This window comes from Mycobacterium sp. NTMscope_MAC_269 (assembly GCF_976985695.1).
Window position 1 is genome coordinate 977,910 of sequence record NZ_OZ335668.1, and the last position, 21,554, is coordinate 999,463.

The window sequence follows — 21,554 nt, forward strand, 5'->3', positions numbered from 1 at the left end:
TCTCGATGACGGCGGATCTGGTGGTGGGCGCCGCCCTCGTGCCGGTCGCCGTGGCGACCCTGCGCGAGGTGAAGCACTGGCGCGAAGTCCCCTTTGCCCTGCTGCCGACGGTGTTCTCGGTCCATCAGTTCATCGAGGCGGCGGTGTGGCCCAACGACGTCGTCTCCCCGGGGATGAAACACCTGGCGATGCTCGCCTATGTCTTCATCGCGCTGCCGCTGCTTCCCGCGCTGGTGCCGTGGGCGATCCTGCTGCTGGAACCGCGCGGCGCCCGGTTGCGGGTGGCGCCGTTTGCGGTGCTCGGGACCGTCGTGTCGGCCTATCTGGCTGTCGTCGTGCTCACCGAGCCGGTCAAGGTGACGATGGGTCCCCATGCGCTGCAGTACCAGACCGGCGTGCAGGGCGGCTACGTGTGGGCGGTGCTTTACGTCATCGCTGCCATCGGTCCGGCGGTGATGTCGGGCTATCGCTCCATCGTGGTCTTCGGGATAGCGAACCTGGTGGGGCTGAGCGTGGTTGCCGTCCTCTACGTGCATGCGTTCGCGTCGCTGTGGTGCATCTACGCCGCGACGCTCTCGGTGTTGGCGCTGGTGCATATGGTGCGGCGCCGGCGGCTGCCCGATCCACACCGCTACCACGGAATCGCCGAGGATCGGGCGACGTCGAACGCGTGATCAGGCGGGCATCACCCGGCGCACGTCGGGCCCCCAAAGTGGTTGCATCCCACCGGGCAAGGCCAGCTGCGTGGTGGTGATGACCTCGGCCAGGTTGCGCAGCTCGGCATGGACCGCGCCGAGCAGATCCGCCAGCTCGCCGCGCCGCCCGTCGTCGCCGACCCGTTCCAGCTCCGCGGGATGGGATCGGCGCAGCAGGGTGCCGATCTCGTCCACCAGCCGTTCGGGCCGCGACGACCCCGACGAGCCGGGCAGGTCCCCGAGATCGGCGCGCAGCCTGTCCAATTGGTACAGCAGCGACCGCGGGTTCTGCCCCTCGAACAGCATCAGCTCAACCATGGCGGCCACGCTGATCTTGCCCGCCGTGCGGCGCCGGTAGCTGACCGAGGACTCGCACGCCACCAGGGTGGACTCGATGACGGTCTGTTCGGCGGCGGCGCCGCGCGCCACGGTCAGCGTCGCCCGCAGCAACGCGGTCAGCCACAGGCCGCGTTCGATCCGCTTGCCGATGTCCATCATCGTCCAGCCCACGTCGCGCACCATCGACTCGCCGGCCACCCCCGACAGGGTCAGCATCCCGGCCAACGTCTGGGCCTGCGCCCGGGTCAGCGCGGCGTCGGCCTCGGCGAGCGAGTCCGGCGGCTCGCTGTCGAGGGCCAGCGCGCGCTCCACCGCGGCCAGCACCATCCAGGTGTCGTTGGACATCTGGTCGCGCACCGCGCGGGCGGCCAGCGCCAGGCCCTCCACCGACTGCACCAGGGAGCCGGGGCGGTGCGGGTCGACGGTGAGCGACCACAGCGTCGAGGGGGCCACGGCGATCATCTCGGCGTGATCGCCGTCGCCGTCGGCGGCGGTGTCGATTCCGGTGATGCGGCCCAGCGCGGCCATCAGCACCGGAACGCACTCGCTTTCCTCGCTGTGCTGGTGGTGCCGGTACACGTGGAACCGGTCGCGGGCAACGATGAGCAACCGCGCCATGCTCTCGGCGCGCTCGCCGTAGCGGCCGATCCAGAACAGGTCGGACAGCACCCGCGGTGAACTGACACCCCAGGTGCCCGCGGCCGTCTTCGCCGGCGGCTCCACGCTCGGCGGGCTGATCGCCTCGGCCCGCGCGCGCTCGGTGGGCCTCACCCAGACATCTTTTGCCGCAACGGTTTTCAACGTATAGGCGGCGTCCCCGGGGGCCAACACATAGCCGATGCCACCAATCATCGGCGCGTAGCCGCCCCGCTGGGCGACGGTGAACAGCCGGATACCGACACCCGCCGACGACAACACGCCGGCGTGGTCGGTCGGAGCGGACGAGAACTGCGGCAGTTCCTGGCCGACCCACTGCCACGGCATCGCCTCGATCCTGGCTGCCAATTGCGCCAGCTGCGGAGACGAAAGCTCGGGTCCGACAAGGGTTTTCTCGCCGACCGTCGACCTCACCAACAACGACGACAGATTCGCCAGCAAGTGCGAGCGCTCGGCGGCGATGCCGCCCCAGTAGGCTGGCGGACTGGGCAGCAACAGGGTCTCCGACAGCAGGTGCTCGGCCAACGTGGGCAGGAAACGTTGCAGCCCCGGGTTTTCCAGAATCCCACTGCCCAGGGTGTTGACGACGGTCACCGTTCCGCGGTGTTGCGCCTCCACCAGACCGGCCACCCCGAGGCGTGAGTCGGCACGCAGATCCAGCGGGTCCGTGTAGTCGGCGTCGACCCGGCGCAGCACCACGTCGACGCGCTTCAGGGTGCCCAGCGAGCGCATCCACAACATGCCGTCGCGCACCACCAGGTCCGCGCTCTCGACCATGGGGAAGCCCAGCAGCGTGGCCAGATAGGCCTGATCGAACGCGGTTTCGGAGTAGATGCCCGGCGACAGGACGACCACCACCGGGTCCTGGGCGTCGTCGGGCGCGGCGTCGATCAGCGCAAGCCGCAGCGCCTGCGCGAACGGGGTGGTGGGCCGCGGCGCGATCCTCTCGTAGAGGTCGGGAAGCGAGTGCGCGACGACGCGCCGGTCGGCCAGCGCATAGCCGGCCCCCGAGGGCGCCTGGGTCCGGTCGCCGTTGACGACGAAGGCGCCGTCGGGGCGACGGCTGACATCACACGCATGCATGAAAAGTTGGTGGCGCCCGGGGATCTCGATGCCGTTGGCGGCACGCACGTAGCCCGGGTGGGCGAACAGCAGCTCGGGGGGAAGGACGCCGTCGGTGAGCAGGCTGCGCGGCCCGTACAGGTCGGCGAGCACGGCGTCGAGCACCCGGGACCGTTGCAGCAGCCCCGCCTCGAGCAGCTCCCAGTGGGCCGCCGACAGCACGAGCGGCAGGGTGTCCAGCTGCCAGGGCCTCGGCTCCTGGCCACGGCCGCCGGGCACGACGTCGGTGTAGGTGATGCCGTCGTTGTCGATCAGGCCGTGCACCACCGAGCGCAGCCGGTCCAGCCCGGCGCGGCCGCGTTCCGCGATGGCGTCGGCCACCTCCGCCCACGCCGGGCGCACGTTGCCGTCGCGGTCGACGAATTCGTCGTAGCCGCTCGCCGGGCCGCGCCGCAGATCGAAGAGCGCTTCCTGGGCCCGGGCGGCCCGATAGCCGGCCAGCAACCGGTCGGCGTCATAGCGGCCGCCGGCGCCGGCCGGGGCCGCACCGGTGCCGAATGTCATGTCCGCAAACGCCATTACTGCTGCACGGTACGCACGCGGCGCGGGGAACCGTTACGCCGGAGGCGGTCCGGGCTGGTAACCCGTCTGCTGCAGCGGGACGACCTGCCCACCGGAAAGCTTGCGGTAGGCGTAGGTCAGCACGAGCGCGCCGAGGGGAGCCGTCACCAGCGCGCCGAGGCCGCATGTCGCCAGGGCGACGAAGGTGGCTGCCAGGACCACCAGCCACACCAACAGGGCGTTGGCGAAGTTCGAGCCGACGAGCGAAGCGCTGGAATTGATGCCCTTGGCTGCCGACTCCGAGCGGTCCACCACGAACAAGATGGTGAACTGCAGGAAAAGGCTCACGATGAGGCCTGGGACGACGCAGAGCGATAGGCCGATCGAGGTGAGGATGCCGACGATCAGCGCGGCGACATACGCCATCGCGAAGTTGCGCGGCCTCAAGAATGAGCCAATGGTCACCGAACGTCCGTCGGCCAGATCCAGGCAGCCGGACAGGAAGGCGGCGTGGGCGAACGCGGAAACGAGGTACCCGGCCAGGTAGCCGAGGATGAGCAGCGTCAGCCCGCCGCCATTGAGGTTCGCCGTGAAGGTGAAGAAGTCGTCGTCGGAGCCGGTCGTCGTCGTGCCCACGCTTTGGCTCAGGCCGATCAGGGCGGAGGCCACGTCGATCAGTACCACGTACAGCAGAGCCGAAACCACCAGTGCCACCGCGTTTTTGGTGAACGTGTTCCACGCCCAGCCGAACGCGTCACCAATGCTGAACGCCGGGGTGGGCGCGCCGCCGTAGCCGGGCGGGGGCCCATAGCCCGGGGGCGGGCCGTAGCCCGGGGGCGGCGGGGGAGGCGCGCCATAACCGGGAGGCGGCGGATAACCGGGCGGGTTCTGGCTTTCGCCCTGAGGATCTGCGGGCGTGCCTGGATATTCGGGAGGCTGGCTCATGTCCGTCCTTGCTGAACGCGCGCTGAACTTGGCAAACGCCGAACTTAGCAAAGATGCGCCCGGGGCGCGCGGATTGCCGGGGCCGGCGCGGACGTCCGTCCCTCGTGGTATGCCTGAAGCCGTGTCCGACGGTCTGTTTGACCTGCCCGGCGCGCCGCCGCCAGACGATCATGGCTTGGGCGTGTCGAGCGGTTCGCCCCTGGCCGTCCGCATGCGTCCGGCGTCGCTGGACGAGGTGGTCGGGCAGGACCACCTGCTGGCGTCCGGGTCGCCGCTGCGCCGCCTGGTCGAGGGTTCCGGCGTGGCGTCGGCCATCCTTTACGGGCCGCCCGGCAGCGGCAAGACCACGCTGGCCGCGCTGATCTCACAGGCGACCGGCCGCCGGTTCGAGGCACTCTCGGCGTTGTCGGCCGGCGTGAAAGACGTTCGGGCGGTGATAGAAAAGGCGCGCACCGCGATCCTTCGCGGCGAGCAGACGGTGCTGTTCATCGACGAGGTGCACCGGTTCTCCAAGACCCAGCAGGACGCCCTGCTGTCGGCCGTGGAGAACCGGGTGGTGCTGCTGGTGGCGGCGACCACGGAGAACCCGTCCTTCTCGGTGGTGGCGCCGCTGCTGTCCCGCTCGCTGATCCTGCAGCTGCGGCCGCTGAGCGCCGACGACATCCGCACCGTCGTGCAGCGCGCGATCGACGACCCGCGCGGCCTCGGTGGGCAGGTCGCGGTCGCGCCCGACGCCATCGACCTGCTGGTGCGCTTGGCTGCCGGTGACGCCCGGCGCGCGCTGACGGCGCTGGAGGTCGCGGCCGAGGCGGTGCCGCCCGACGGCGAGCTGACCGTCAGCGCCATCGAGCAGTCCCTCGACGAAGCCGCCGTGCGCTACGACCGCGACGGCGACCAGCACTACGACGTCATCAGCGCCTTCATCAAGTCGGTGCGCGGCTCGGACGTCGACGCCGCGCTGCACTATCTGGCCCGCATGCTCGTCGCGGGAGAGGATCCGCGGTTCGTCGCGCGCCGGCTGATGATCCTGGCCAGTGAGGACGTCGGCATGGCCGACCCGACCGCGCTGCAGGTCGCGGTCGCTGCCGCGCAGACGGTGGCGCTGATCGGTATGCCCGAGGCGCAACTCACCTTGGCGCACTGCACGATTCACCTGGCCACCGCGCCGAAATCCAACGCGGTCACCACCGCGCTGGGCGCGGCGATGGCCGACATCAGGGCGGGCAAGGCCGGCCTCGTGCCGCCCCATCTACGCGACGGCCACTATTCCGGCGCGGAGGCACTGGGCAATGCGCAGGGTTACAAATACTCCCACGACAACCCCGACGGTGTTGTCGCACAACAGTATCCGCCTGACGAGCTGGTGGGCGTCGACTACTACCGGCCCACCGGCCGCGGCGGTGAGCGGGAGATGGCCGGCCGGCTGGAGCGGCTGCGCGCGATCATCCGACGGAAACGGGGGTGACGAAGGAATGAAAACCTTCACCGACGAAGAGATGGGCCAACTGCTGCCCACCGCCAAGCCCTACAGCGTCGTCATCCTCAAGCGCGGCCCGAGGTTCGGTGACGAGTCGTCGCCGGCGATCATCTGGGAGCACGGCCGGCGCAACTTCGGGCTGCGCGACGACGGAGTGCTCGCGGTCGTGCTGCCGGTCACCGACGAGTCCGACGTCTGCGGCGTCGGCGTGTTCGCCGCGACCGTCGACGAGACCGCCGCGATCATGGCCGACGACCCCGGGGTGGCGGCGGGGGTGTTCGTCTACCAGGTGCACGCCTGCCGGGGCTTCCCCGGGGACGCCTTGCCTTGACGAGCTAGACCAGCTCGGGCACCCGCAGGTGGGCGATCGCCAGCTCGAACTCGGCGACGTCGATCACCTCGGCCCCCAGCTCGCGCACCCGCCGGCTGCGCAGCTCGGTGGCGCGGTCGCGGTTGCGAGCCATCGCGTCCATCGAGTCGAACGTCGAGCAGGTCACCGCCCGGCGGCAGGCCGGATGATCCACCAGCAGGCTGGCGCTGCAGAACCCGTCCAGGTTCTCCATCTCGGGTAGCACCGCCATGCGGTAGAAGTCCAGGGACCGGCTCAGCTGATCCGGCACCACCTTGAGCCACGTGGCGCGTACGCACGCGCCCTGGCGGGAAGGGTGGTCGCGGTGCAGCAGGGCGATGTCCCATTCCTCGATCCGCGCACTACCGTCGAACATCAGCGCGGCGCGGTCGCGGATGGGCGCGACCCGCTCGGCGCTGCCCCGCATCGCCTCCATGGTCTCCCACGAACTGGTGGCGATGCAGGTGCCGGACTGCCGGTCGACCAACAGCGACAGCCCCAACCACCCGTCGATCTCCTTGAGCGCGGGCATGACGACGTCGCGAACGTGCGCAATTCCGATGTCGACCGACAGGGGTTGCGCCTGGATGGTGGTGGAGCGTGCGTACACGGTCGACCCCTTCCGTATCGGGGTGGCACCCCGGCGGCGCCACCGGTTCCACCAGTTACCTTCCTCCTGCCGCTTGCACGTCGCAATGCCCAACTGTGGCCCCGCTCACAGACGATTGGCTGGTCGCGACGCGCGCGCCGTAGGCTGGTTCGGATGCATACCGATGTGCTGGACGTCGACACCTCGCGCCGCCGCATCGTCGATCTCACCGAGGCGGTGCGCGGGTTCTGCTGGTCGCGCGGGGACGGCCTGTGCAACGTGTTCGTCCCGCACGCCACGGCGGGGGTGGCCGTCATCGAGACGGGCGCCGGCTCCGACGACGACCTGGTCGACACGCTGGAACGGCTGCTGCCGCGCGACGACCGTTACCGGCACTCGCACGGCTCCGAGGGCCACGGCGCCGACCACGTGATGCCCGCGCTCGTCGCGCCGTCGGTGACGGTTCCGGTCTCCGGCGGGGAGCCGATGCTGGGGACCTGGCAAAGCATCGTGCTGGTCGACCTGAACCGCGACAACCCGCAACGCTCGGTCCGGCTGAGCTTTTTGGAGGGTTAGCGGCCCGCTAGCCGACGCCACGGAGCAGGTACTGTGAGCGGTCGAAATGCGTCGTTAGACGGGCTTCCCATACTCCGGCGAATAGGCTGGGAACAAGACGTCGAAGCAAACGAAAGAAGCGGACTGAAAAAGTGCAGACACACGAGATCAGGAAAAGGTTTCTTGATCATTTCGTGAAGGCGGGCCACACCGAGGTGCCGAGCGCATCGGTGATCCTCGACGACCCCAACCTGCTGTTCGTCAACGCGGGCATGGTCCAGTTCGTGCCCTACTTCCTGGGTGCGCGCACACCGGAGTACCCGACCGCCACCAGCATCCAGAAGTGCATCCGCACCCCCGATATCGACGAGGTCGGGATCACCACCCGGCACAACACGTTTTTCCAGATGGCCGGCAATTTCTCGTTCGGCGACTATTTCAAGCGCCGCGCCATCGAACTGGCGTGGACGCTGCTGACCAATAGCGTCGAGCAGGGCGGCTACGGCCTGGACCCCGAACGTATCTGGGCGACGGTCTATTTCGACGACGACGAGGCCGTGCAGCTGTGGCGGGAAATCGCCGGGCTACCCGAGGAGCGCATCCAACGCCGCGGCATGGCCGACAACTACTGGTCGATGGGCATCCCCGGGCCGTGCGGTCCGTCCTCGGAGATCTATTACGACCGGGGACCGGAATTCGGGGTCGAGGGCGGCCCCGTGGTCAACGAGGACCGCTACATCGAGATCTGGAACCTCGTGTTCATGCAGAACGAGCGCGGCGAGGGGACCGGCAAGGAAGACTTCGAGATCCTCGGACCGTTGCCCCGCAAGAACATTGACACCGGCATGGGCGTGGAGCGGGTCGCGTTCATCCTGCAGGGCGTGCACAACGTCTATGAGACCGACCTGTTGCGTCCGGTCATCGACACGGTGGCCGCACGGGCACCCCGCGGATACGACGCGGGCAACCACGACGACGACGTGCGTTACCGGGTCATCGCCGACCACAGCCGCACCGCGGCCATCCTGATCGGCGACGGCGTCACGCCCGGCAACGACGGCCGCGGCTACGTGTTGCGCCGGCTGCTGCGCCGGGTGATCCGCTCGGCGCGGCTGCTCGACATCGAGGGCCCCATCGTCGGCGACCTGATGGCCACGGTGCGCGACGCGATGGGACCGTCGTATCCCGAACTCGTCGCCGATTTCGACCGGATCAGCCGCATCGCCGTCGCCGAGGAGACCGCGTTCAATCGCACGCTTGCAGCGGGATCGAAACTGTTCGACGAGGTCGCCGGCACCACCAAAGCCACAGGGACGAAGGCGATTTCGGGTTCAGACGCGTTCACGCTGCACGACACCTACGGGTTCCCGATCGAGCTCACGCTGGAAATGGCATCCGAGGCCGGGCTGCAGGTGGACGAGGTCGGATTCCGCGAGCTGATGGCCGAACAGCGCCGCCGCGCCAAGGCCGACGCCGCCGCCCGCAAGCACGCGCACGCGGACCTGACCGCGTACCGCGAACTGGTGGACGCCGGACCCACCGAGTTCACCGGTTTCGACGAATTGACGTCCGAAGCAAGGATTTTGGGCATCTTCGTCGATGGCATGCGGGTGCCGGTCGTCACGCACGGAGGTGAGGGGGTCGATCGCGTCGAACTCGTGCTGGACCGCACCCCGCTCTACGCCGAGGCCGGCGGCCAGATCGCCGACGAGGGCACCATCAGCGGGACGGGCGCCAGCGCGAGCGCGCGGGCCGCGGTCACCGACGTGCAGAAGATCGCCAAAACCCTGTGGGTGCACCGGGTCAACGTCGAGTCGGGAGAGTTCGTGGAAGGCGACACCGTCGTCGCGGCGGTCGACCCGCAATGGCGGCACGGCGCCACCCAGGGCCACTCGGGCACCCATATGGTGCACGCGGCGCTGCGACAGGTGCTGGGCCCCAACGCCGTTCAGGCCGGATCGCTGAACCGGCCGGGCTATCTGCGCTTCGACTTCAACTGGCAGGGGCCGCTGTCCGACGAGCAGCGCACCCAGGTCGAAGAGGTGACCAACCAGGCCGTGCAGGCCGACTTCGAGGTGCACACGTTCACCGAGCAGCTGGAGAAGGCCAAGGCGATGGGTGCGATGGCCATGTTCGGCGAGGCGTACCCCGACGAGGTCCGGGTGGTGGAGATCGGCGGGCCCTTCTCGCTGGAGCTGTGCGGGGGAACCCACGTGCACAACTCCGCGCAGATCGGGCCGGTGACGATCCTGGGCGAATCCTCGGTCGGCTCAGGCGTGCGCCGGGTGGAGGCGTACGTCGGGCTGGAGTCCTTCCGGCACCTGGCCAAGGAGCGCGCGCTGATGGCCGGGCTGGCGTCGTCGCTCAAGGTGCCGTCCGACGAGGTGCCCGCCCGGGTGGCCAACCTGGTGGAGCGGCTCAAGGCCGCCGAAAAGGAACTCGAGCGCGCCCGGCTGGCCGGCGCCAAGGCCGCCGCCACCGACGCCGCGGCCGGCGCGCAGCGCATCGGTAACGTCCGCGTGGTGGCGCAACGCATGTCGGGCGGGATGACGGCGGGCGACCTGCGCTCCCTGGTCGGCGACGTCCGCGGCAAGCTGGGCAGCGATCCCGCGGTGGTCGCGCTGATCTCTGTGCTTTCTGGGGACGAGGGCTCCACCGTGCCGTATGCGGTCGCCGCCAACAAGGCCGCCCAGGACCTGGGGCTGCACGCCAATGACCTGGTCAAGCAGCTGGCCGCGGCGGTCGACGGCCGCGGCGGCGGCAAGGCCGACCTGGCGCAGGGCTCCGGCAAGGACGCGACCGGCATCGACGCCGCCCTCGACGCGATCCGGTCCGGGATCGCCGCGATAGCGCGGGTCGGTTGAGTGGTTTCCACACAGCACCGCGCCCCCGACCGGCCCGGCGATCCTGACCAGGACCCCGGGCGGGGCCGACGGCTCGGCGTCGACGTGGGCAGCGTGCGCATCGGCGTGGCCTGCAGCGATCCCGACGCCATCCTGGCCACACCGGTGGAGACCGTGCGCCGCGACCGCTCCGGCAAACACCTGCGCCGGCTCGCGGCGCTGGCCGCCGAACTCGAGGCGGTCGAGGTGGTCGTCGGGTTGCCGCGCACACTCGCCGACCGCACCGGCCCCTCGGCGCTCGACGCGATCGAGCTGGGCGACGCGTTGGCCGAGCGGATCGCCCCCATTCCCGTGCGGCTGGCCGACGAGCGGCTGACCACGGTGAGCGCGCAGCGATCGCTGCGCGCGGCCGGCGTGCGGGCCAGGGAGCAGCGCGCCGTGATCGATCAGGCGGCGGCGGTGGCCATCCTGCAGAGTTGGCTGGATCAACGCCGCGCGATCCTGTCCGGGCCGACGGCGGGGGAGCGCACCGATGGTTGACAGCGCACGGCGTGAACGAGCCGAGCCCGAGGCCGTGGGTCCGCCCCGGCGCCGGTCGAGCCGCGCCGCCCGCAATCAGGCGGAGCGGGGCCGCCGGCGGCGGCGCGTCGCCCTGCGATCCGCGCTGGCGCTCGTCGCCGTGATCGTGGTGGCCGGTGTTTTCGCGGGCGGCAAGCTGTGGCACGCCGTGTTCGGGCCGGGCGACGACTACACCGGAAACGGCAAGCGCGACATCGTGATTCAGATCAAGGATGGCGACTCGACCACCATGGTCGGGGAGACGCTGCAGAACGAGCACGTGATCAAGACCGTCCGCGCGTTCGTCAACGCCGCGCACGGCAACAGCAAGATCTCCTCGATCCAGCCCGGCTTCTACCGCATGCGCACCGAGATCCCGGCCGCCAACGCCGTCACGCGGTTGGCCGACCCGAACAGCCGGGTGGGGCGGCTGGTCATCCCGGAGGGCCGTCAGCTCGACGACACCACCGACATGAAGACCAACGTGGTCAACCCCGGCATCTTCACCCTGATCTCGCGGGCCACCTGCGTGGATTTCGACGGGAACCAGCGCTGCGTCTCGGTGCCGGACCTGCGCGCGGCCGCCACCAACAGTTCTCCCTTGGCGTTGGCGGTGCCGCCCTGGGCCACCGAACCCGTCGGTGAGCTCGGCAAGGACCACCGCCGCATCGAGGGGTTGATCGCGCCGGGGACCTTCAACGTCGACCCGTCCGCGCCGCCCGAGACCATCCTGTCGAACCTGATCAGCGCCGGGGCGGTGGAGTACCTGAAGTCCGGGCTGGTCGACACCGCCCAGGCCATGGGTCTGTCGCCCTACGACATCCTGGTGGTCGCGTCGCTGGTGCAGCAGGAGTCCAAGACGCAGGACTTCGCGAAGGTCGCGCGGGTCATCTACAACCGGCTGCACGCCCACCACACGCTGGAGTTCGACTCGACCGTCAACTACCCGCTGGACCGCCGGGAGGTGGCCACCACCGACGGCGACCGCGCCCAGAAGACGCCGTGGAACACCTACGTGTCGCAGGGCCTGCCGGCCACGGCGATCTGTTCGCCCGGCGTCGACGCGCTCAACGCCGCCGAGCATCCCGAACCCGGTGACTGGTTGTACTTCGTCACCATCGACGGCCAGGGGACCACGCTGTTCACCAAGGACTATCAGCAGCATCTGGCCAACATCGAGCTGGCTAAGCACAACGGTGTCCTCGACTCCGCCCGCTAGCGGCGATCGCAAGCGCGGCGGAGCCGGGCGCAGCGGGTCGCCGTCCGGTCAAGCCAGCCGCGCGCCCCGAAAAGCGGCGGTGCTCGGCAAACCCATCGCCCACTCGAAATCCCCGCAGCTGCACCTGGCCGCCTACCGCGCGCTGGGCCTGACCGGCTGGACCTACGAGCGCATCGAATGCGACGCCGACCAGCTGCCCGGGGTGGTCGGCGGGCTGGGTCCCGAATGGGTCGGGGTGTCGGTGACCATGCCGGGCAAGTTCGCCGCCCTGCGGTTCGCCGACGAGCGCACCGACCGCGCCCGGCGGGTGGGATCGGCCAACACCCTGGTGCGCACCCCGACGGGCTGGCGGGCCGACAACACCGACATCGACGGGGTCGCGGGGGCGCTCGGGTCGGCGGCCTCGGGATGGGCGCTGGTCTGTGGATCGGGCGGCACCGCGCCGGCGGCCGTCGCGGGCCTGGCGCAACTGGGCGTCGACGGCATCACCGTGGTGGCCCGCAATCCCGACAAGGCGGCCCGGCTGGTGGAGCTGGGCAACGCGATGGGCGTCGCGACGCGGTTCTGCGACCTCGCCGGCGGCGGGCTGGCCGACGAGGTCGCGGCCGCCGCCGTGCTGGTCAGCACGATCCCGGCCGACGTGGCCGCCCGCTACGCCGACACCTTGTCCGGCATCGGTGTGCTGCTCGACGCCGTCTACGACCCGTGGCCGACGCCGCTGGCCGCCGCGGTGACCGCCGCGGGGGGCCGGGTGATCAACGGCGTGCAGATGCTGCTGCATCAGGCCTTCGCACAGGTCGAACAGTTCACCGGCCTGCCCGCGCCCCGCCAGGCCATGACTTGCGCGCTGGAGGCGTCGGATTAGCCTGCCGCGCATGCGGATTGCGGCGGGGTGTCTGGTGCTGGCCTGGCTGGCGGCGTTGAGCTCCTACGACATCCGCGAGCGACGGCTGCCCAACGCGCTGACCCTGACCGGGGCCGCGGCGATCCTGGCGGTGGCCGCGCTGGCCGGGCGCGGGTGGCCGGCGCTGGCCGGGGCGGCGGCGCTGACCGCGATCTACCTGCTGGTCCACGCGGTGGCGCCGGACGGGATGGGCGCCGGCGACGTCAAGCTCGCCCTCGGCCTGGGTGCGCTGACCGGCTGTGGGGGTGTCGGCGCGTGGTTCCTGGCGGCGTTGGCTGCGCCGCTGCTGACCGCGCTGATCGGGATGGTTGCCCGGTTCCGCGGCGCTGCCCACGCCGCGGGCCGCGCGGTGCCGCACGGGCCGTCGATGTGTCTGGCCAGCGCGGCGGGCGTCGGCCTGTCGCTGCTCTGACCTCAGTTTCCGACTACGGTGGGGCGCAGCAGAGGCAGCAACTGACCGCCGAGCCTGACCGTCTCCGACTTGTACGGGGTGTCCGACAACACGAAATGGCTCACCCCGAGGTCGGCGTATTTGCGCAGCGCCGCGGCGACCTCGTCGGCCGACCCCACCAGCCACGTCGTCCCGGCGCCCTCCCCGCCGTATTTGCTCGGCGTCGTGTACAGGCAGGAATCCAGCACCTCGCCGCGCCCGGCGAGGCCGGATAGCCGCCGCTGGCCCGCGGAGCCGGCCGGATCGTGCAACAGCTGCATGGTGGGCGTGCCGGCCAGCGTGGCGACCTTTTCCTCGGCGTCGCGCCAGGCCTGCTCGGACGTGTCGCGCACGAGCGTGGTGACCCGCAGGCCGAATTCCAGCGGAGCGTGCTCGCGACCGAGCTTGTCGGACAACGACTTCAGCCGGTCGATGCGTTCGGCGATCCCGTCCAGCGGCTCGCCCCAGAACAGCTGGACGTCGGCGTCGGTCGCGGCGACCTGCTCGGCGGCCGCCGACGCGCCACCGAAATACAGCGTCGGCCACCGGCCCTCGGCCGCACCGAGCGGCCGCGGCTGCAGGGTCGAGTGTTCGACGGTGAAGAACTCGCCGCGGTGGGTGACGTCGTCCTCGCGCCACAACCGGCGGAGCAGCCGGATGAATTCCCGCGTGCGGTCGTAGCGGCGTGACTTGTCGACTTCGACGTCACCGTAGGCCGCCGGATCGTCGGCGCCGCTGACGATGTTGACCAGCAGCCGGCCGTCGTTGAGTCGATCGAGGGTCGCCGCCGCGCTCGCGAAATGCGCCGGATGCCAGTACCCGGGACGGACCGCCACCAGCGGCGCGAAGTTGTTGGTACGCGCGGCGATTGCGGTCGCGATCGTGAAGGTGTCCGGACGTCCCCAGCCGGTGCCGATCAGCGCCCCGTCCCAGCCGTGTTGCTCGGCGCGCAACGCCAGGTCGACCGAATAGTCCAGGCTTCCCCAGCCGTCGACGGTGTCGTCGCCTCGATGGCCCGGTTCGACGGTATTCGGTATGTACCAGAGAAATTGACCCACCAGAGAAGATGCTGGCACACGACCGCGCCCGCTCGGCGCGGCTTCGGAACGAATCGTGTGGTCATCCCTGGAATCAGCGCGGATGAAAGACCCCGCGTCGGCTCACCACGGCCGCAGGCTGCGCGAATCGGCCTTTCGGAAGCCGACATGGGAAGATGGGACGCGTGTTGCGTTGGATCACCGCCGGGGAGTCGCATGGCCGTGCGCTGGTGGCCGTGCTCGAGGGCATGGTCGCCGGCGTGGAGGTGACTTCCCTCGACATTTCGGAACAGCTGGCCCGCCGTCGGCTCGGTTACGGCCGCGGGGCCCGGATGGCCTTCGAGCGGGACGCGGTCAGCGTGCTGTCCGGGGTGCGCCACGGTGTCACCCTGGGCGGGCCCATCGCCGTCGAGATCGGCAACACCGAATGGCCGAAGTGGGAGACCGTGATGGCCGCCGATCCGGTCGACCCGGGGGAGCTGGCCGACAGCGCGCGCAACGCGCCGCTCACCCGGCCGCGGCCCGGCCACGCCGATTACGCGGGCATGCTCAAGTACGGCTTCGACGACGCCCGGCCGGTGCTGGAGCGGGCCAGCGCGCGCGAGACCGCGGCCCGCGTCGCCGCGGCGACCATCGCCCGGTCGTTCCTGCGGCAGGCGCTGGGCGTCGAGGTGCTCTCGCACGTGATCGCGATCGGCCCGTCGGCGCCCTACGACGGCCCGCCGCCGGGCCCCGGGGACCTCGCCGCGATCGACGCCAGCCCGGTTCGCGCCTACGACGCGGCGGCGGAGCAGGCGATGATCACCGAGATCGAAGCGGCCAAAAAGGACGGCGACACCCTCGGCGGTGTGGTCGAGGTGGTGGTCGTAGGCCTGCCCGTCGGGCTGGGCTCGTTCACCAGCGGCGACAACCGGCTCGACAGCCAGCTCGCCGCCGCCGTCATGGGCATCCAGGCGATCAAGGGCGTCGAGATCGGCGACGGGTTCGAGACCGCGCGCCGCCGCGGCAGCCGCGCCCACGACGAGATGTACCCCGGCCCCGACGGTGTGGTCCGCTCGACCAACCGCGCGGGTGGGCTCGAAGGCGGCATGACCAACGGCCAGCCGCTGCGCGTGCGCGCGGCGATGAAGCCGATTTCCACCGTGCCGCGGGCGCTGGCCACCGTCGACATGGCGACCGGCGACGAAGCCGTCGCGATCCACCAGCGTTCGGACGTCTGCGCGGTGCCCGCCGCCGGCGTGGTCGTCGAGGCCATGGTCGCGCTGGTGCTGGCCCGCGCGGCGCTGCAGAAATTCGGCGGCGACTCGCTGGCCGAAACCCGGCGCAACGTCGAGGCCTACCGGAGGGCGGTTGCCGAGCGGGAGTCGCCGGCCGCCCGGGGCACCGCGTGATGGCGCCCAAAGCGGTCCTGATCGGGTTGCCGGGGTCGGGCAAGTCCACCATCGGGCGGCGGCTCGCCAAGGCGCTCGACGTCGGCTTCGTCGACACCGATGCCGCGATCGAGCAGCGGACCGGGCGCCGCATCGACGAAATCTTCGCCGCCGACGGCGAGCAAGAATTCCGGCGCATCGAAGAGGACGTGGTGCGCGCGGCGCTGACCGACCACGACGGCGTGCTCTCTCTGGGCGGCGGCGCCGTCACCAGCGCCGGGGTCCGGGCGGCGCTCGCCGGTCACACCGTCATCTACCTGGAGATCAGCGCCACCGAAGGAGTCCGGCGCACCGGCGGCAACACGGTGCGCCCGCTGCTGGCCGGGCCGGACCGCGCGGACAAATACCGCGCGCTGATGGCCGAACGCAGTCCGCTGTACCGCCGGGCGGCGACCATCCGCGTCGACACCAATCGGCGCAACCCCGGCGCGGTGGTCCGCTACATCGTCTCGCGGTTGCAGGCCCCGGCAGGGGCGGCAACATGACCGCGCCGGCGACGATGCGGAGCGAAGCGACGGGGAGGAGCGGCGCCAGATGACCCCGCAGAATGACCCGGTCACCATCGAGGTGGCCGTCGACCCGCCGTACCCGGTGATCATCGGCACCGGTCTGTTGGGAGAGCTCGAAGAGCTCCTTTGCGACCGGCACAAGGTGGCCATCGTGCATCAACCGGTCCTGGCGGAGACGGCCGAGTTGATCCGAAGCCGCTTGGCGGACAAGGGCGTTGACGCGCACCGGATCGAAATCCCGGACGCCGAGGACGGCAAGGACCTGCCGGTCGTTGGCTTTCTGTGGGAAGTGTTGGGCCGCATCGGGATCGGGCGCAAGGACGCGTTGGTCAGTCTCGGGGGCGGCGCGGCCACCGACGTCGCCGGCTTCGCGGCGGCCACCTGGCTGCGCGGCGTCGACATCGTGCACGTGCCCACGACGCTGCTGGGCATGGTCGACGCGGCGGTCGGCGGCAAGACGGGCATCAACACCGACGCGGGCAAGAACCTGGTCGGGTCATTTCATCAGCCCCGCGCGGTCCTGGTCGACCTGGCGACGCTGCAGACGTTGCCGCCCAACGAACTCGTCGCCGGGATGGCCGAGATCGTCAAGGCGGGCTTCATCGCCGATCCGGTGATCCTCGACCTCATCGAGGCCGACCCGAAGGCCGCGGTGGACCCATCGGGCGAGGTGCTCGCGGAGCTGATCCGCCGCGCGATCGCGGTCAAGGCGGAGGTCGTCGCCGCCGACGAGAAGGAGTCGGAGCTGCGCGAAATCCTCAACTACGGACACACATTGGGGCACGCGATCGAACGCCGTGAACGCTACGAGTGGCGCCACGGCGCGGCGGTATCGGTGGGCCTGGTCTTCGCCGCGGAACTGGCCCGCCTCGCCGGACGCCTCGACGACGCCACCGCGCAGCGCCACCGCACCGTGTTGTCCGCGCTCGGCCTGCCGGTCAGCTACGACGCCGACGCGCTGCCGCAGTTGCTGGAGTACATGGCGGGCGACAAGAAGTCGCGCGCGGGTGTGCTGCGGTTCGTGGTGCTCGACGGGCTGGCCAAGCCGGGCCGGCTGGCCGGCCCCGACCCGTCGCTGTTGGCGGCGGCGTACGCCGGGCTCGCGGAGGCACGCCCATGAGCGCCACGGTGAACGTGATCAACGGGCCCAACCTGGGCCGGCTGGGCCGGCGCGAGCCCGACGTGTACGGGGACACGACGCACGAGCAGCTGGCGGCGCTGATCGAGCGGGAAGCCGCCGCGCTGGGCTTGAAAGCCGTTGTGCGACAAAGCGACAGCGAGGCGCAGCTACTGGACTGGATCCACGCGGCGGCCGACGCGAAAGAACCGGTGATCCTCAACGCCGGCGGTCTCACCCACACCTCGGTGGCGCTGCGCGACGCTTGTGCCGAGTTGAGCGCGCCGCTGATCGAGGTGCACATCTCGAATGTCCATGCGCGCGAAGAGTTTCGGCGGCACTCCTACCTCAGCCCGGTCGCGACCGGAGTAATCGTGGGGCTGGGCGTGCAGGGCTACCTGCTCGCCCTGCGCTACCTGGCCGCCACGCCGAGCTAGTCCTTTTTCGGCTTTGCGCCCGGCTCGCCCGCCGTCGGGATGACCTCGGTCTTCGGGTCGTCCTCGGTCTTGGCGATCGTCTCGGTGGGGGATTCCTCGGTGGGCATCGTCTCCGTGGGCCCCTCGCGCTCGGCCGTGGCGACCGCGGAGGTCCGCGCTTCGGCTTGCGCGTGGGACGCCTGCGCGGGAATCTCACCGGTGGGCGCGTCGTCGGCGCGCACCGCGGAGAACACGTCGGTGTCGGCGCGCTCGTCGTCGCTTCCGGGGCGGCGCGGCGGGGGATTGCGGTCCACCCGCCACCGGCCGATGGTCACGCCGATGATGCCGGGCAGGAAGACGCACAGCGCGGTGAACGCCGCGAACGTCGTCACCTCGTTGAGCAGGCCCCCGGTGTACAGGCCGGTGTACACCAGCGCGATAAGCCAGGACACGGCTCCGCTGAGCAGGCCCGCGACCAGGCCGGCGAGCAGCCAGGTCATCGCCAGATCGCCGCGGCGATCCGGGTCGGGGTTGGCGATGGCGTCGGCCCGGCCGTCCATAACCCCCCACACGCCCACGGCGATGACGAACAGAATCAGCAGCACCACGCTGAACAGACCGGCCTGCGTCTGCCACGCGTTGATCAGCGCACCTTGGAATAATCGAACGACGACCATCGCCGCGGCGTACACCAATCCGCGCAGCATCCAGTTACTCATGGCCCAAAAGCGTAGCGAGTACCGTCAAGACCCGTGACACATTCACAGCGTCGAGACAGGCTCAGAGCGCGGCTCGAGACCAGCGGATTGGATGCGCTGCTGGTCACGGACCTGGTCAACGTCCGTTATCTGTCCGGATTCACCGGGTCGAACGGCGCGTTGCTGGTGTTCGCCGACGATCGGGGCCCCGTGCTGGCGACCGACGGCCGGTACCGAACCCAGGCCGCCGAACAGGCGCCGGACATGGAAGTCGCCATCGAACGCGCGCTGGGGCGTTACCTGGTCGGCCAGGCGGCCGAGGCGGGCGCGCGGAAGCTGGGTTTCGAGAGCAACGTGGTGACCGTCGACGGATTCGACGCGCTCGCCGGGGAGCTGGACGGCCGCAAGGCGCCCACCGAGCTGGTGAAGGCCGCCGGGACAGTCGAGGCGTTGCGCGAGGTCAAGGACGCCGGCGAAGTCGCCCTGCTGCGCCTGGCCTGCGAGGCCGCCGACGCCGCGCTCACCGACCTGGTGGCGCGCGGCGGGCTGCGGCCCGGGCGCACCGAACGCGAGGTCAGCCGGGAACTCGAGGCCCTGATGCTCGACCACGGCGCCGACGCGATCTCGTTCGAGACCATCGTGGCCGCGGGGCCGAACTCGGCGATCCCGCACCATCGCCCCACCGACGCGACGCTGGCGGTCGGCGACTTCGTCAAGATCGACTTCGGTGCGCTGGTCGGCGGTTACCACTCCGACATGACGCGCACGTTCGTGCTCGGCAAGGCCGCCGACTGGCAGCTGGAGGTCTACCAATTGGTCGCCGACTCGCAGCGGGCCGGACGGGAGGCGCTGCGCGCCGGGGCCGACCTGCGCGGGGTGGACGCCGCGGCCCGCAAGGTGATCGCCGACGCCGGCTACGGCGAGCAATTCAGCCACAGCCTGGGCCATGGCGTGGGTCTGGAAATCCACGAGGCGCCGGGCATCGGCGCCACGTCCACCGGCACCCTGCTGGCCGAATCCGTGGTGACCGTGGAGCCGGGTGTCTACCTGCCCGGCCGCGGCGGGGTGCGCATCGAGGACACCTTGGTGGTGCCGGAAAAGGGTCGCGACCAGACCCCGGAACTGCTCACCAAATTCCCCAAGGAGCTGGCCGTTCTCTCCTGACCCGACGGTGCCGACCCGCTGCGCCCGGCGCCTGCGCCGCGCTTGTGATCGGCACTAGACCAGCCTTGCGAGCCGGTCCGGGGGTTGCGCGCGCGAGTAAGGTCGGGGGCGTGAACGGGGTGGCACGGGGGTTGGCGCGCCTGCGGGATTTCCGGTGGGACATGTACGCCCAACCCCTACGGGAGACACGGCTGGAGATGCACATCGTCTATCTCGCCGTGCACCTGCCCTTCGCCAGCGGCGTCACGCTGCGCGTCCCGCTGTTGACGATGATCAAGCCGTTGCCGTCACCCGAGGAGCCTTTTCGGGTCGACGGCCAGCGGGCCCACCGCTGACGCGTTCCGCCCGTCGGCCCCCCGACCCCGGGCCGCGGGCGCTGGCCGGCGAGCACTCTAAACTGGCCGACAAGTCACAGACAGTTCCGCAGACGACTGTCCATCCCCGAGGAGACATACCGAACCGTGGCAAGCACTGCCGATTTCAAGAATGGACTGGTGCTGGTGATCGACGGCCAGCTGTGGCAGATCGTCGAGTTCCAGCACGTCAAACCCGGCAAGGGCCCGGCGTTCGTGCGCACCAAGCTGAAGAACGTCCTCTCGGGCAAGGTGGTCGACAAGACCTACAACGCCGGGGTGAAGGTGGAGACCGCGACCGTGGACCGGCGCGACGCCACCTACCTGTACCGCGACGGCAGCGACTTCGTGTTCATGGACAGCCAGGACTACGAGCAGCACCCGCTGCCGGAGTCGCTGGTCGGCGACGCCGCCCGGTTTTTGCTGGAGGGCCTGCCGGTGCAGGTGGCGTTCCACAACGGGTCGCCGCTGTACCTCGAGCTGCCGGTGTCGGTCGAGATGGAGGTCACCCATACCGAGCCCGGCCTGCAGGGCGACCGGTCCAGCGCCGGCACCAAACCCGCGACCGTGGAAACCGGGGCGGAGATCCAGGTGCCGCTGTTCATCAACACCGGGGACAAGCTGAAGGTGGACACCCGCGACGGCAGCTACCTCGGACGTGTCAACGCGTGAGCCGGCCCGTTAAAGGGCGACATCAGGCTCGCAAGCGCGCCGTCGACCTGTTGTTCGAAGCCGAGGCGCGTGGCTTGAGCCCCGCGGAGGTGGTCGACGTCCGCACCGGCCTGGCCGAGGCGAACCCCGAAATCGCGCCCCTGCAGCCGTATACGGCCGCGGTGGCGCGGGGCGTCGGCGAACACGCCGCACACATCGACGACCTGATCAGCTCGCATCTGCAGGGCTGGACGCTGGACCGGCTGCCCGCCGTCGACCGCGCCATCCTGCGGGTCGCGGTGTGGGAACTGCTCTACGCCGACGACGTGCCGGAACCGGTCGCCGTCGACGAGGCCGTCCAGCTGGCCAAGGAGCTGTCCACCGACGATTCGCCGAGCTTCGTCAACGGGGTGCTCGGCCACGTCATGCTGGTGACCCCGCAGATCAGGGCGGCCGCCCAGGCCGTTCGGGGCGCGGTGGGTTCCGACGCCGCCGGCACAACGGAGGACCACGGACCGCAGCCATGAGCCGGTTGGAGCTGCGCCTGGTCGTTGCGGCCGTGCTGGCTGCGACGGTGGTGGTGGGTGCGGTGGTGTGCGCCGCCTACGGGTGGACGATCGTCGCCTCGGTGCTCTCGATCTTCGCGCTGGGGGTGGGCGCCTGGCTCTATCACTGCGCCGAACGGGTGGTCGTCGCCCGCCGCATCAGCACCGTGCGTTCGGCGGCCCGGCCGCTGCAACCGCTGCTGCCGGTGATGGCCGCGATCATGGGCCTGACGCAGGGCGTGGTGCGGGCCCTCAGCGACGTCACCGACCTGCCGTCCCGCCGCCGGGAGCTACCCGTGCTGCGGTGGGCGGACAACGCCCGCGGCAACCGGCGGATGATCGAAGGTGACGACGAGCCGGACCGCTAGGTGCACTTCGCAATGCTCAATCCGGTTGCAGTGTCACCGTCAGCAGGTCGCCCCGGCGGCCCGTTGCCCCGGCTGCAGCTAGA

At 70.5% G+C, this 21,554-nt stretch carries 23 protein-coding genes; 18 read left to right on the plus strand and 5 right to left on the minus strand.

Annotated elements, in window-relative coordinates; all coding sequences use genetic code 11:
• Positions 1 to 5 precede the first annotated feature (5 nt).
• The gene (locus ACZ50Z_RS04985; protein WP_464482539.1) at positions 6 to 674 is read left to right on the plus strand and encodes a DUF6629 family protein; all 669 of its coding nucleotides are present in this window, start codon (positions 6 to 8) and stop codon (positions 672 to 674) included.
• Here the strand turns inward: ACZ50Z_RS04985 and ACZ50Z_RS04990 are convergent, their stop codons facing one another.
• Positions 675 to 3,332 carry a circularly permuted type 2 ATP-grasp protein gene (locus ACZ50Z_RS04990; protein ID WP_464482540.1) on the minus strand — a complete coding sequence of 886 codons (2,658 nt, stop codon included), beginning with the start codon at positions 3,330 to 3,332 and terminating at the stop codon, positions 675 to 677.
• A 36-nt stretch (positions 3,333 to 3,368) separates the two neighbouring features.
• The gene (locus tag ACZ50Z_RS04995) at positions 3,369 to 4,259 is read right to left on the minus strand and encodes a hypothetical protein (protein WP_464482541.1); all 891 of its coding nucleotides are present in this window, start codon (positions 4,257 to 4,259) and stop codon (positions 3,369 to 3,371) included.
• A gap of 109 nt (positions 4,260 to 4,368) precedes the next feature.
• Here ACZ50Z_RS04995 and ACZ50Z_RS05000 point away from each other — a divergent pair, with 109 nt between their 5' ends.
• The gene (locus tag ACZ50Z_RS05000) at positions 4,369 to 5,724 is read left to right on the plus strand and encodes a replication-associated recombination protein A (protein WP_464482542.1); all 1,356 of its coding nucleotides are present in this window, start codon (positions 4,369 to 4,371) and stop codon (positions 5,722 to 5,724) included.
• A gap of 7 nt (positions 5,725 to 5,731) precedes the next feature.
• Positions 5,732 to 6,067: a hypothetical protein gene (locus tag ACZ50Z_RS05005; RefSeq protein WP_464482543.1), complete on the plus strand. Its 336-nt coding sequence runs from the start codon at positions 5,732 to 5,734 to the stop codon at positions 6,065 to 6,067.
• Between the two features lie 4 nt (positions 6,068 to 6,071).
• On the opposite strand, the gene ACZ50Z_RS05010 is transcribed toward ACZ50Z_RS05005, so the two are convergent.
• A complete protein-coding gene (locus ACZ50Z_RS05010) occupies positions 6,072 to 6,695 on the minus strand; it encodes a hypothetical protein (protein WP_464482544.1) in 624 nt (207 codons plus the stop codon).
• A 165-nt stretch (positions 6,696 to 6,860) separates the two neighbouring features.
• Here ACZ50Z_RS05010 and ACZ50Z_RS05015 point away from each other — a divergent pair, with 165 nt between their 5' ends.
• From ACZ50Z_RS05015 to ACZ50Z_RS05040, 6 genes are all read left to right on the plus strand, one after another.
• Positions 6,861 to 7,250 (plus strand): secondary thiamine-phosphate synthase enzyme YjbQ, encoded by a 390-nt coding sequence (locus ACZ50Z_RS05015; RefSeq protein ID WP_464486092.1) that lies wholly within the window; start codon positions 6,861 to 6,863, stop codon positions 7,248 to 7,250.
• 131 nt (positions 7,251 to 7,381) lie between these two features.
• Positions 7,382 to 10,093 carry an alanine--tRNA ligase gene (gene alaS, locus ACZ50Z_RS05020; protein WP_464482545.1) on the plus strand — a complete coding sequence of 904 codons (2,712 nt, stop codon included), beginning with the start codon at positions 7,382 to 7,384 and terminating at the stop codon, positions 10,091 to 10,093.
• Positions 10,094 to 10,612 (plus strand): Holliday junction resolvase RuvX, encoded by a 519-nt coding sequence (ruvX, locus tag ACZ50Z_RS05025; RefSeq protein WP_464482546.1) that lies wholly within the window; start codon positions 10,094 to 10,096, stop codon positions 10,610 to 10,612. It begins immediately after the preceding gene.
• Positions 10,605 to 11,849 carry an endolytic transglycosylase MltG gene (locus ACZ50Z_RS05030; protein WP_464482547.1) on the plus strand — a complete coding sequence of 415 codons (1,245 nt, stop codon included), beginning with the start codon at positions 10,605 to 10,607 and terminating at the stop codon, positions 11,847 to 11,849. Before ruvX ends, ACZ50Z_RS05030 begins: the two co-directional genes overlap by 8 nt.
• Positions 11,827 to 12,714: a shikimate dehydrogenase gene (locus tag ACZ50Z_RS05035; protein ID WP_464482548.1), complete on the plus strand. Its 888-nt coding sequence runs from the start codon at positions 11,827 to 11,829 to the stop codon at positions 12,712 to 12,714. The genes ACZ50Z_RS05030 and ACZ50Z_RS05035 overlap by 23 nt, the downstream gene beginning before the upstream one ends.
• A gap of 10 nt (positions 12,715 to 12,724) precedes the next feature.
• On the plus strand, positions 12,725 to 13,165 hold the full coding sequence (locus ACZ50Z_RS05040) for a prepilin peptidase (RefSeq protein ID WP_464482549.1): 441 nt from the start codon (positions 12,725 to 12,727) through the stop codon (positions 13,163 to 13,165).
• 2 nt (positions 13,166 to 13,167) lie between these two features.
• On the opposite strand, the gene ACZ50Z_RS05045 is transcribed toward ACZ50Z_RS05040, so the two are convergent.
• Positions 13,168 to 14,241 carry an LLM class flavin-dependent oxidoreductase gene (locus ACZ50Z_RS05045; RefSeq protein WP_464482550.1) on the minus strand — a complete coding sequence of 358 codons (1,074 nt, stop codon included), beginning with the start codon at positions 14,239 to 14,241 and terminating at the stop codon, positions 13,168 to 13,170.
• A 164-nt stretch (positions 14,242 to 14,405) separates the two neighbouring features.
• Here ACZ50Z_RS05045 and aroC point away from each other — a divergent pair, with 164 nt between their 5' ends.
• Genes aroC through aroQ form a run of 4 tightly spaced genes read left to right on the plus strand, consistent with a single transcriptional unit; the run spans position 14,406 to position 17,713 of the window.
• The gene (aroC, locus tag ACZ50Z_RS05050; protein WP_464486093.1) at positions 14,406 to 15,611 is read left to right on the plus strand and encodes a chorismate synthase; all 1,206 of its coding nucleotides are present in this window, start codon (positions 14,406 to 14,408) and stop codon (positions 15,609 to 15,611) included.
• The gene (locus ACZ50Z_RS05055) at positions 15,611 to 16,135 is read left to right on the plus strand and encodes a shikimate kinase (protein ID WP_464482551.1); all 525 of its coding nucleotides are present in this window, start codon (positions 15,611 to 15,613) and stop codon (positions 16,133 to 16,135) included. Before aroC ends, ACZ50Z_RS05055 begins: the two co-directional genes overlap by 1 nt.
• Positions 16,136 to 16,184: 49 nt before the next feature.
• A complete protein-coding gene (gene aroB / locus ACZ50Z_RS05060) occupies positions 16,185 to 17,279 on the plus strand; it encodes a 3-dehydroquinate synthase (RefSeq protein ID WP_464482552.1) in 1,095 nt (364 codons plus the stop codon).
• Positions 17,276 to 17,713 carry a type II 3-dehydroquinate dehydratase gene (gene aroQ / locus ACZ50Z_RS05065; protein WP_464482553.1) on the plus strand — a complete coding sequence of 146 codons (438 nt, stop codon included), beginning with the start codon at positions 17,276 to 17,278 and terminating at the stop codon, positions 17,711 to 17,713. Before aroB ends, aroQ begins: the two co-directional genes overlap by 4 nt.
• On the opposite strand, the gene ACZ50Z_RS05070 is transcribed toward aroQ, so the two are convergent.
• Positions 17,710 to 18,411: a B-4DMT family transporter gene (locus ACZ50Z_RS05070; protein WP_464482554.1), complete on the minus strand. Its 702-nt coding sequence runs from the start codon at positions 18,409 to 18,411 to the stop codon at positions 17,710 to 17,712. The two genes, aroQ and ACZ50Z_RS05070, sit on opposite strands and share 4 nt — an antisense overlap.
• A gap of 33 nt (positions 18,412 to 18,444) precedes the next feature.
• Between ACZ50Z_RS05070 and ACZ50Z_RS05075 the strand changes: the two genes are divergently transcribed.
• The 5 genes from ACZ50Z_RS05075 (at position 18,445) to ACZ50Z_RS05095 (ending at position 21,471) form a co-directional block, all read left to right on the plus strand.
• On the plus strand, positions 18,445 to 19,554 hold the full coding sequence (locus tag ACZ50Z_RS05075) for a M24 family metallopeptidase (RefSeq protein WP_464482555.1): 1,110 nt from the start codon (positions 18,445 to 18,447) through the stop codon (positions 19,552 to 19,554).
• Positions 19,555 to 19,664: 110 nt separating this feature from the next.
• A complete protein-coding gene (locus ACZ50Z_RS05080) occupies positions 19,665 to 19,889 on the plus strand; it encodes a hypothetical protein (protein ID WP_464482556.1) in 225 nt (74 codons plus the stop codon).
• Between the two features lie 126 nt (positions 19,890 to 20,015).
• Positions 20,016 to 20,579 (plus strand): elongation factor P, encoded by a 564-nt coding sequence (gene efp / locus ACZ50Z_RS05085; RefSeq protein ID WP_464482557.1) that lies wholly within the window; start codon positions 20,016 to 20,018, stop codon positions 20,577 to 20,579.
• Positions 20,576 to 21,085: a transcription antitermination factor NusB gene (gene nusB, locus ACZ50Z_RS05090; RefSeq protein WP_464482558.1), complete on the plus strand. Its 510-nt coding sequence runs from the start codon at positions 20,576 to 20,578 to the stop codon at positions 21,083 to 21,085. The genes efp and nusB overlap by 4 nt, the downstream gene beginning before the upstream one ends.
• Complete coding sequence (locus ACZ50Z_RS05095) at positions 21,082 to 21,471, plus strand: antitermination protein NusB (protein ID WP_464482559.1); 390 nt, start codon at positions 21,082 to 21,084, stop codon at positions 21,469 to 21,471. Before nusB ends, ACZ50Z_RS05095 begins: the two co-directional genes overlap by 4 nt.
• Positions 21,472 to 21,554: the final 83 nt, after the last annotated feature.

Bases quoted from the DNA above. Each gene is read 5' to 3' on its own strand.
- aroB (WP_464482552.1), top strand. From the start codon at position 16,185: ATGACCCCGCAGAATGACCCGGTCACCATCGAGGTGGCCGTCGACCCG.
- ACZ50Z_RS04990 (WP_464482540.1), bottom strand. From the start codon at position 3,332: ATGGCGTTTGCGGACATGACATTCGGCACCGGTGCGGCCCCGGCCGGC.
- aroQ (WP_464482553.1), top strand. From the start codon at position 17,276: ATGAGCGCCACGGTGAACGTGATCAACGGGCCCAACCTGGGCCGGCTG.
- ACZ50Z_RS05055 (WP_464482551.1), top strand. From the start codon at position 15,611: ATGGCGCCCAAAGCGGTCCTGATCGGGTTGCCGGGGTCGGGCAAGTCC.
- ACZ50Z_RS05040 (WP_464482549.1), top strand. From the start codon at position 12,725: ATGCGGATTGCGGCGGGGTGTCTGGTGCTGGCCTGGCTGGCGGCGTTG.
- ACZ50Z_RS05095 (WP_464482559.1), top strand. From the start codon at position 21,082: ATGAGCCGGTTGGAGCTGCGCCTGGTCGTTGCGGCCGTGCTGGCTGCG.
- ACZ50Z_RS04985 (WP_464482539.1), top strand. From the start codon at position 6: ATGACGGCGGATCTGGTGGTGGGCGCCGCCCTCGTGCCGGTCGCCGTG.
- ACZ50Z_RS05070 (WP_464482554.1), bottom strand. From the start codon at position 18,411: ATGAGTAACTGGATGCTGCGCGGATTGGTGTACGCCGCGGCGATGGTC.
- ACZ50Z_RS05030 (WP_464482547.1), top strand. From the start codon at position 10,605: ATGGTTGACAGCGCACGGCGTGAACGAGCCGAGCCCGAGGCCGTGGGT.
- ACZ50Z_RS05000 (WP_464482542.1), top strand. From the start codon at position 4,369: ATGCCTGAAGCCGTGTCCGACGGTCTGTTTGACCTGCCCGGCGCGCCG.
- ACZ50Z_RS05005 (WP_464482543.1), top strand. From the start codon at position 5,732: ATGAAAACCTTCACCGACGAAGAGATGGGCCAACTGCTGCCCACCGCC.
- ACZ50Z_RS04995 (WP_464482541.1), bottom strand. From the start codon at position 4,259: ATGAGCCAGCCTCCCGAATATCCAGGCACGCCCGCAGATCCTCAGGGC.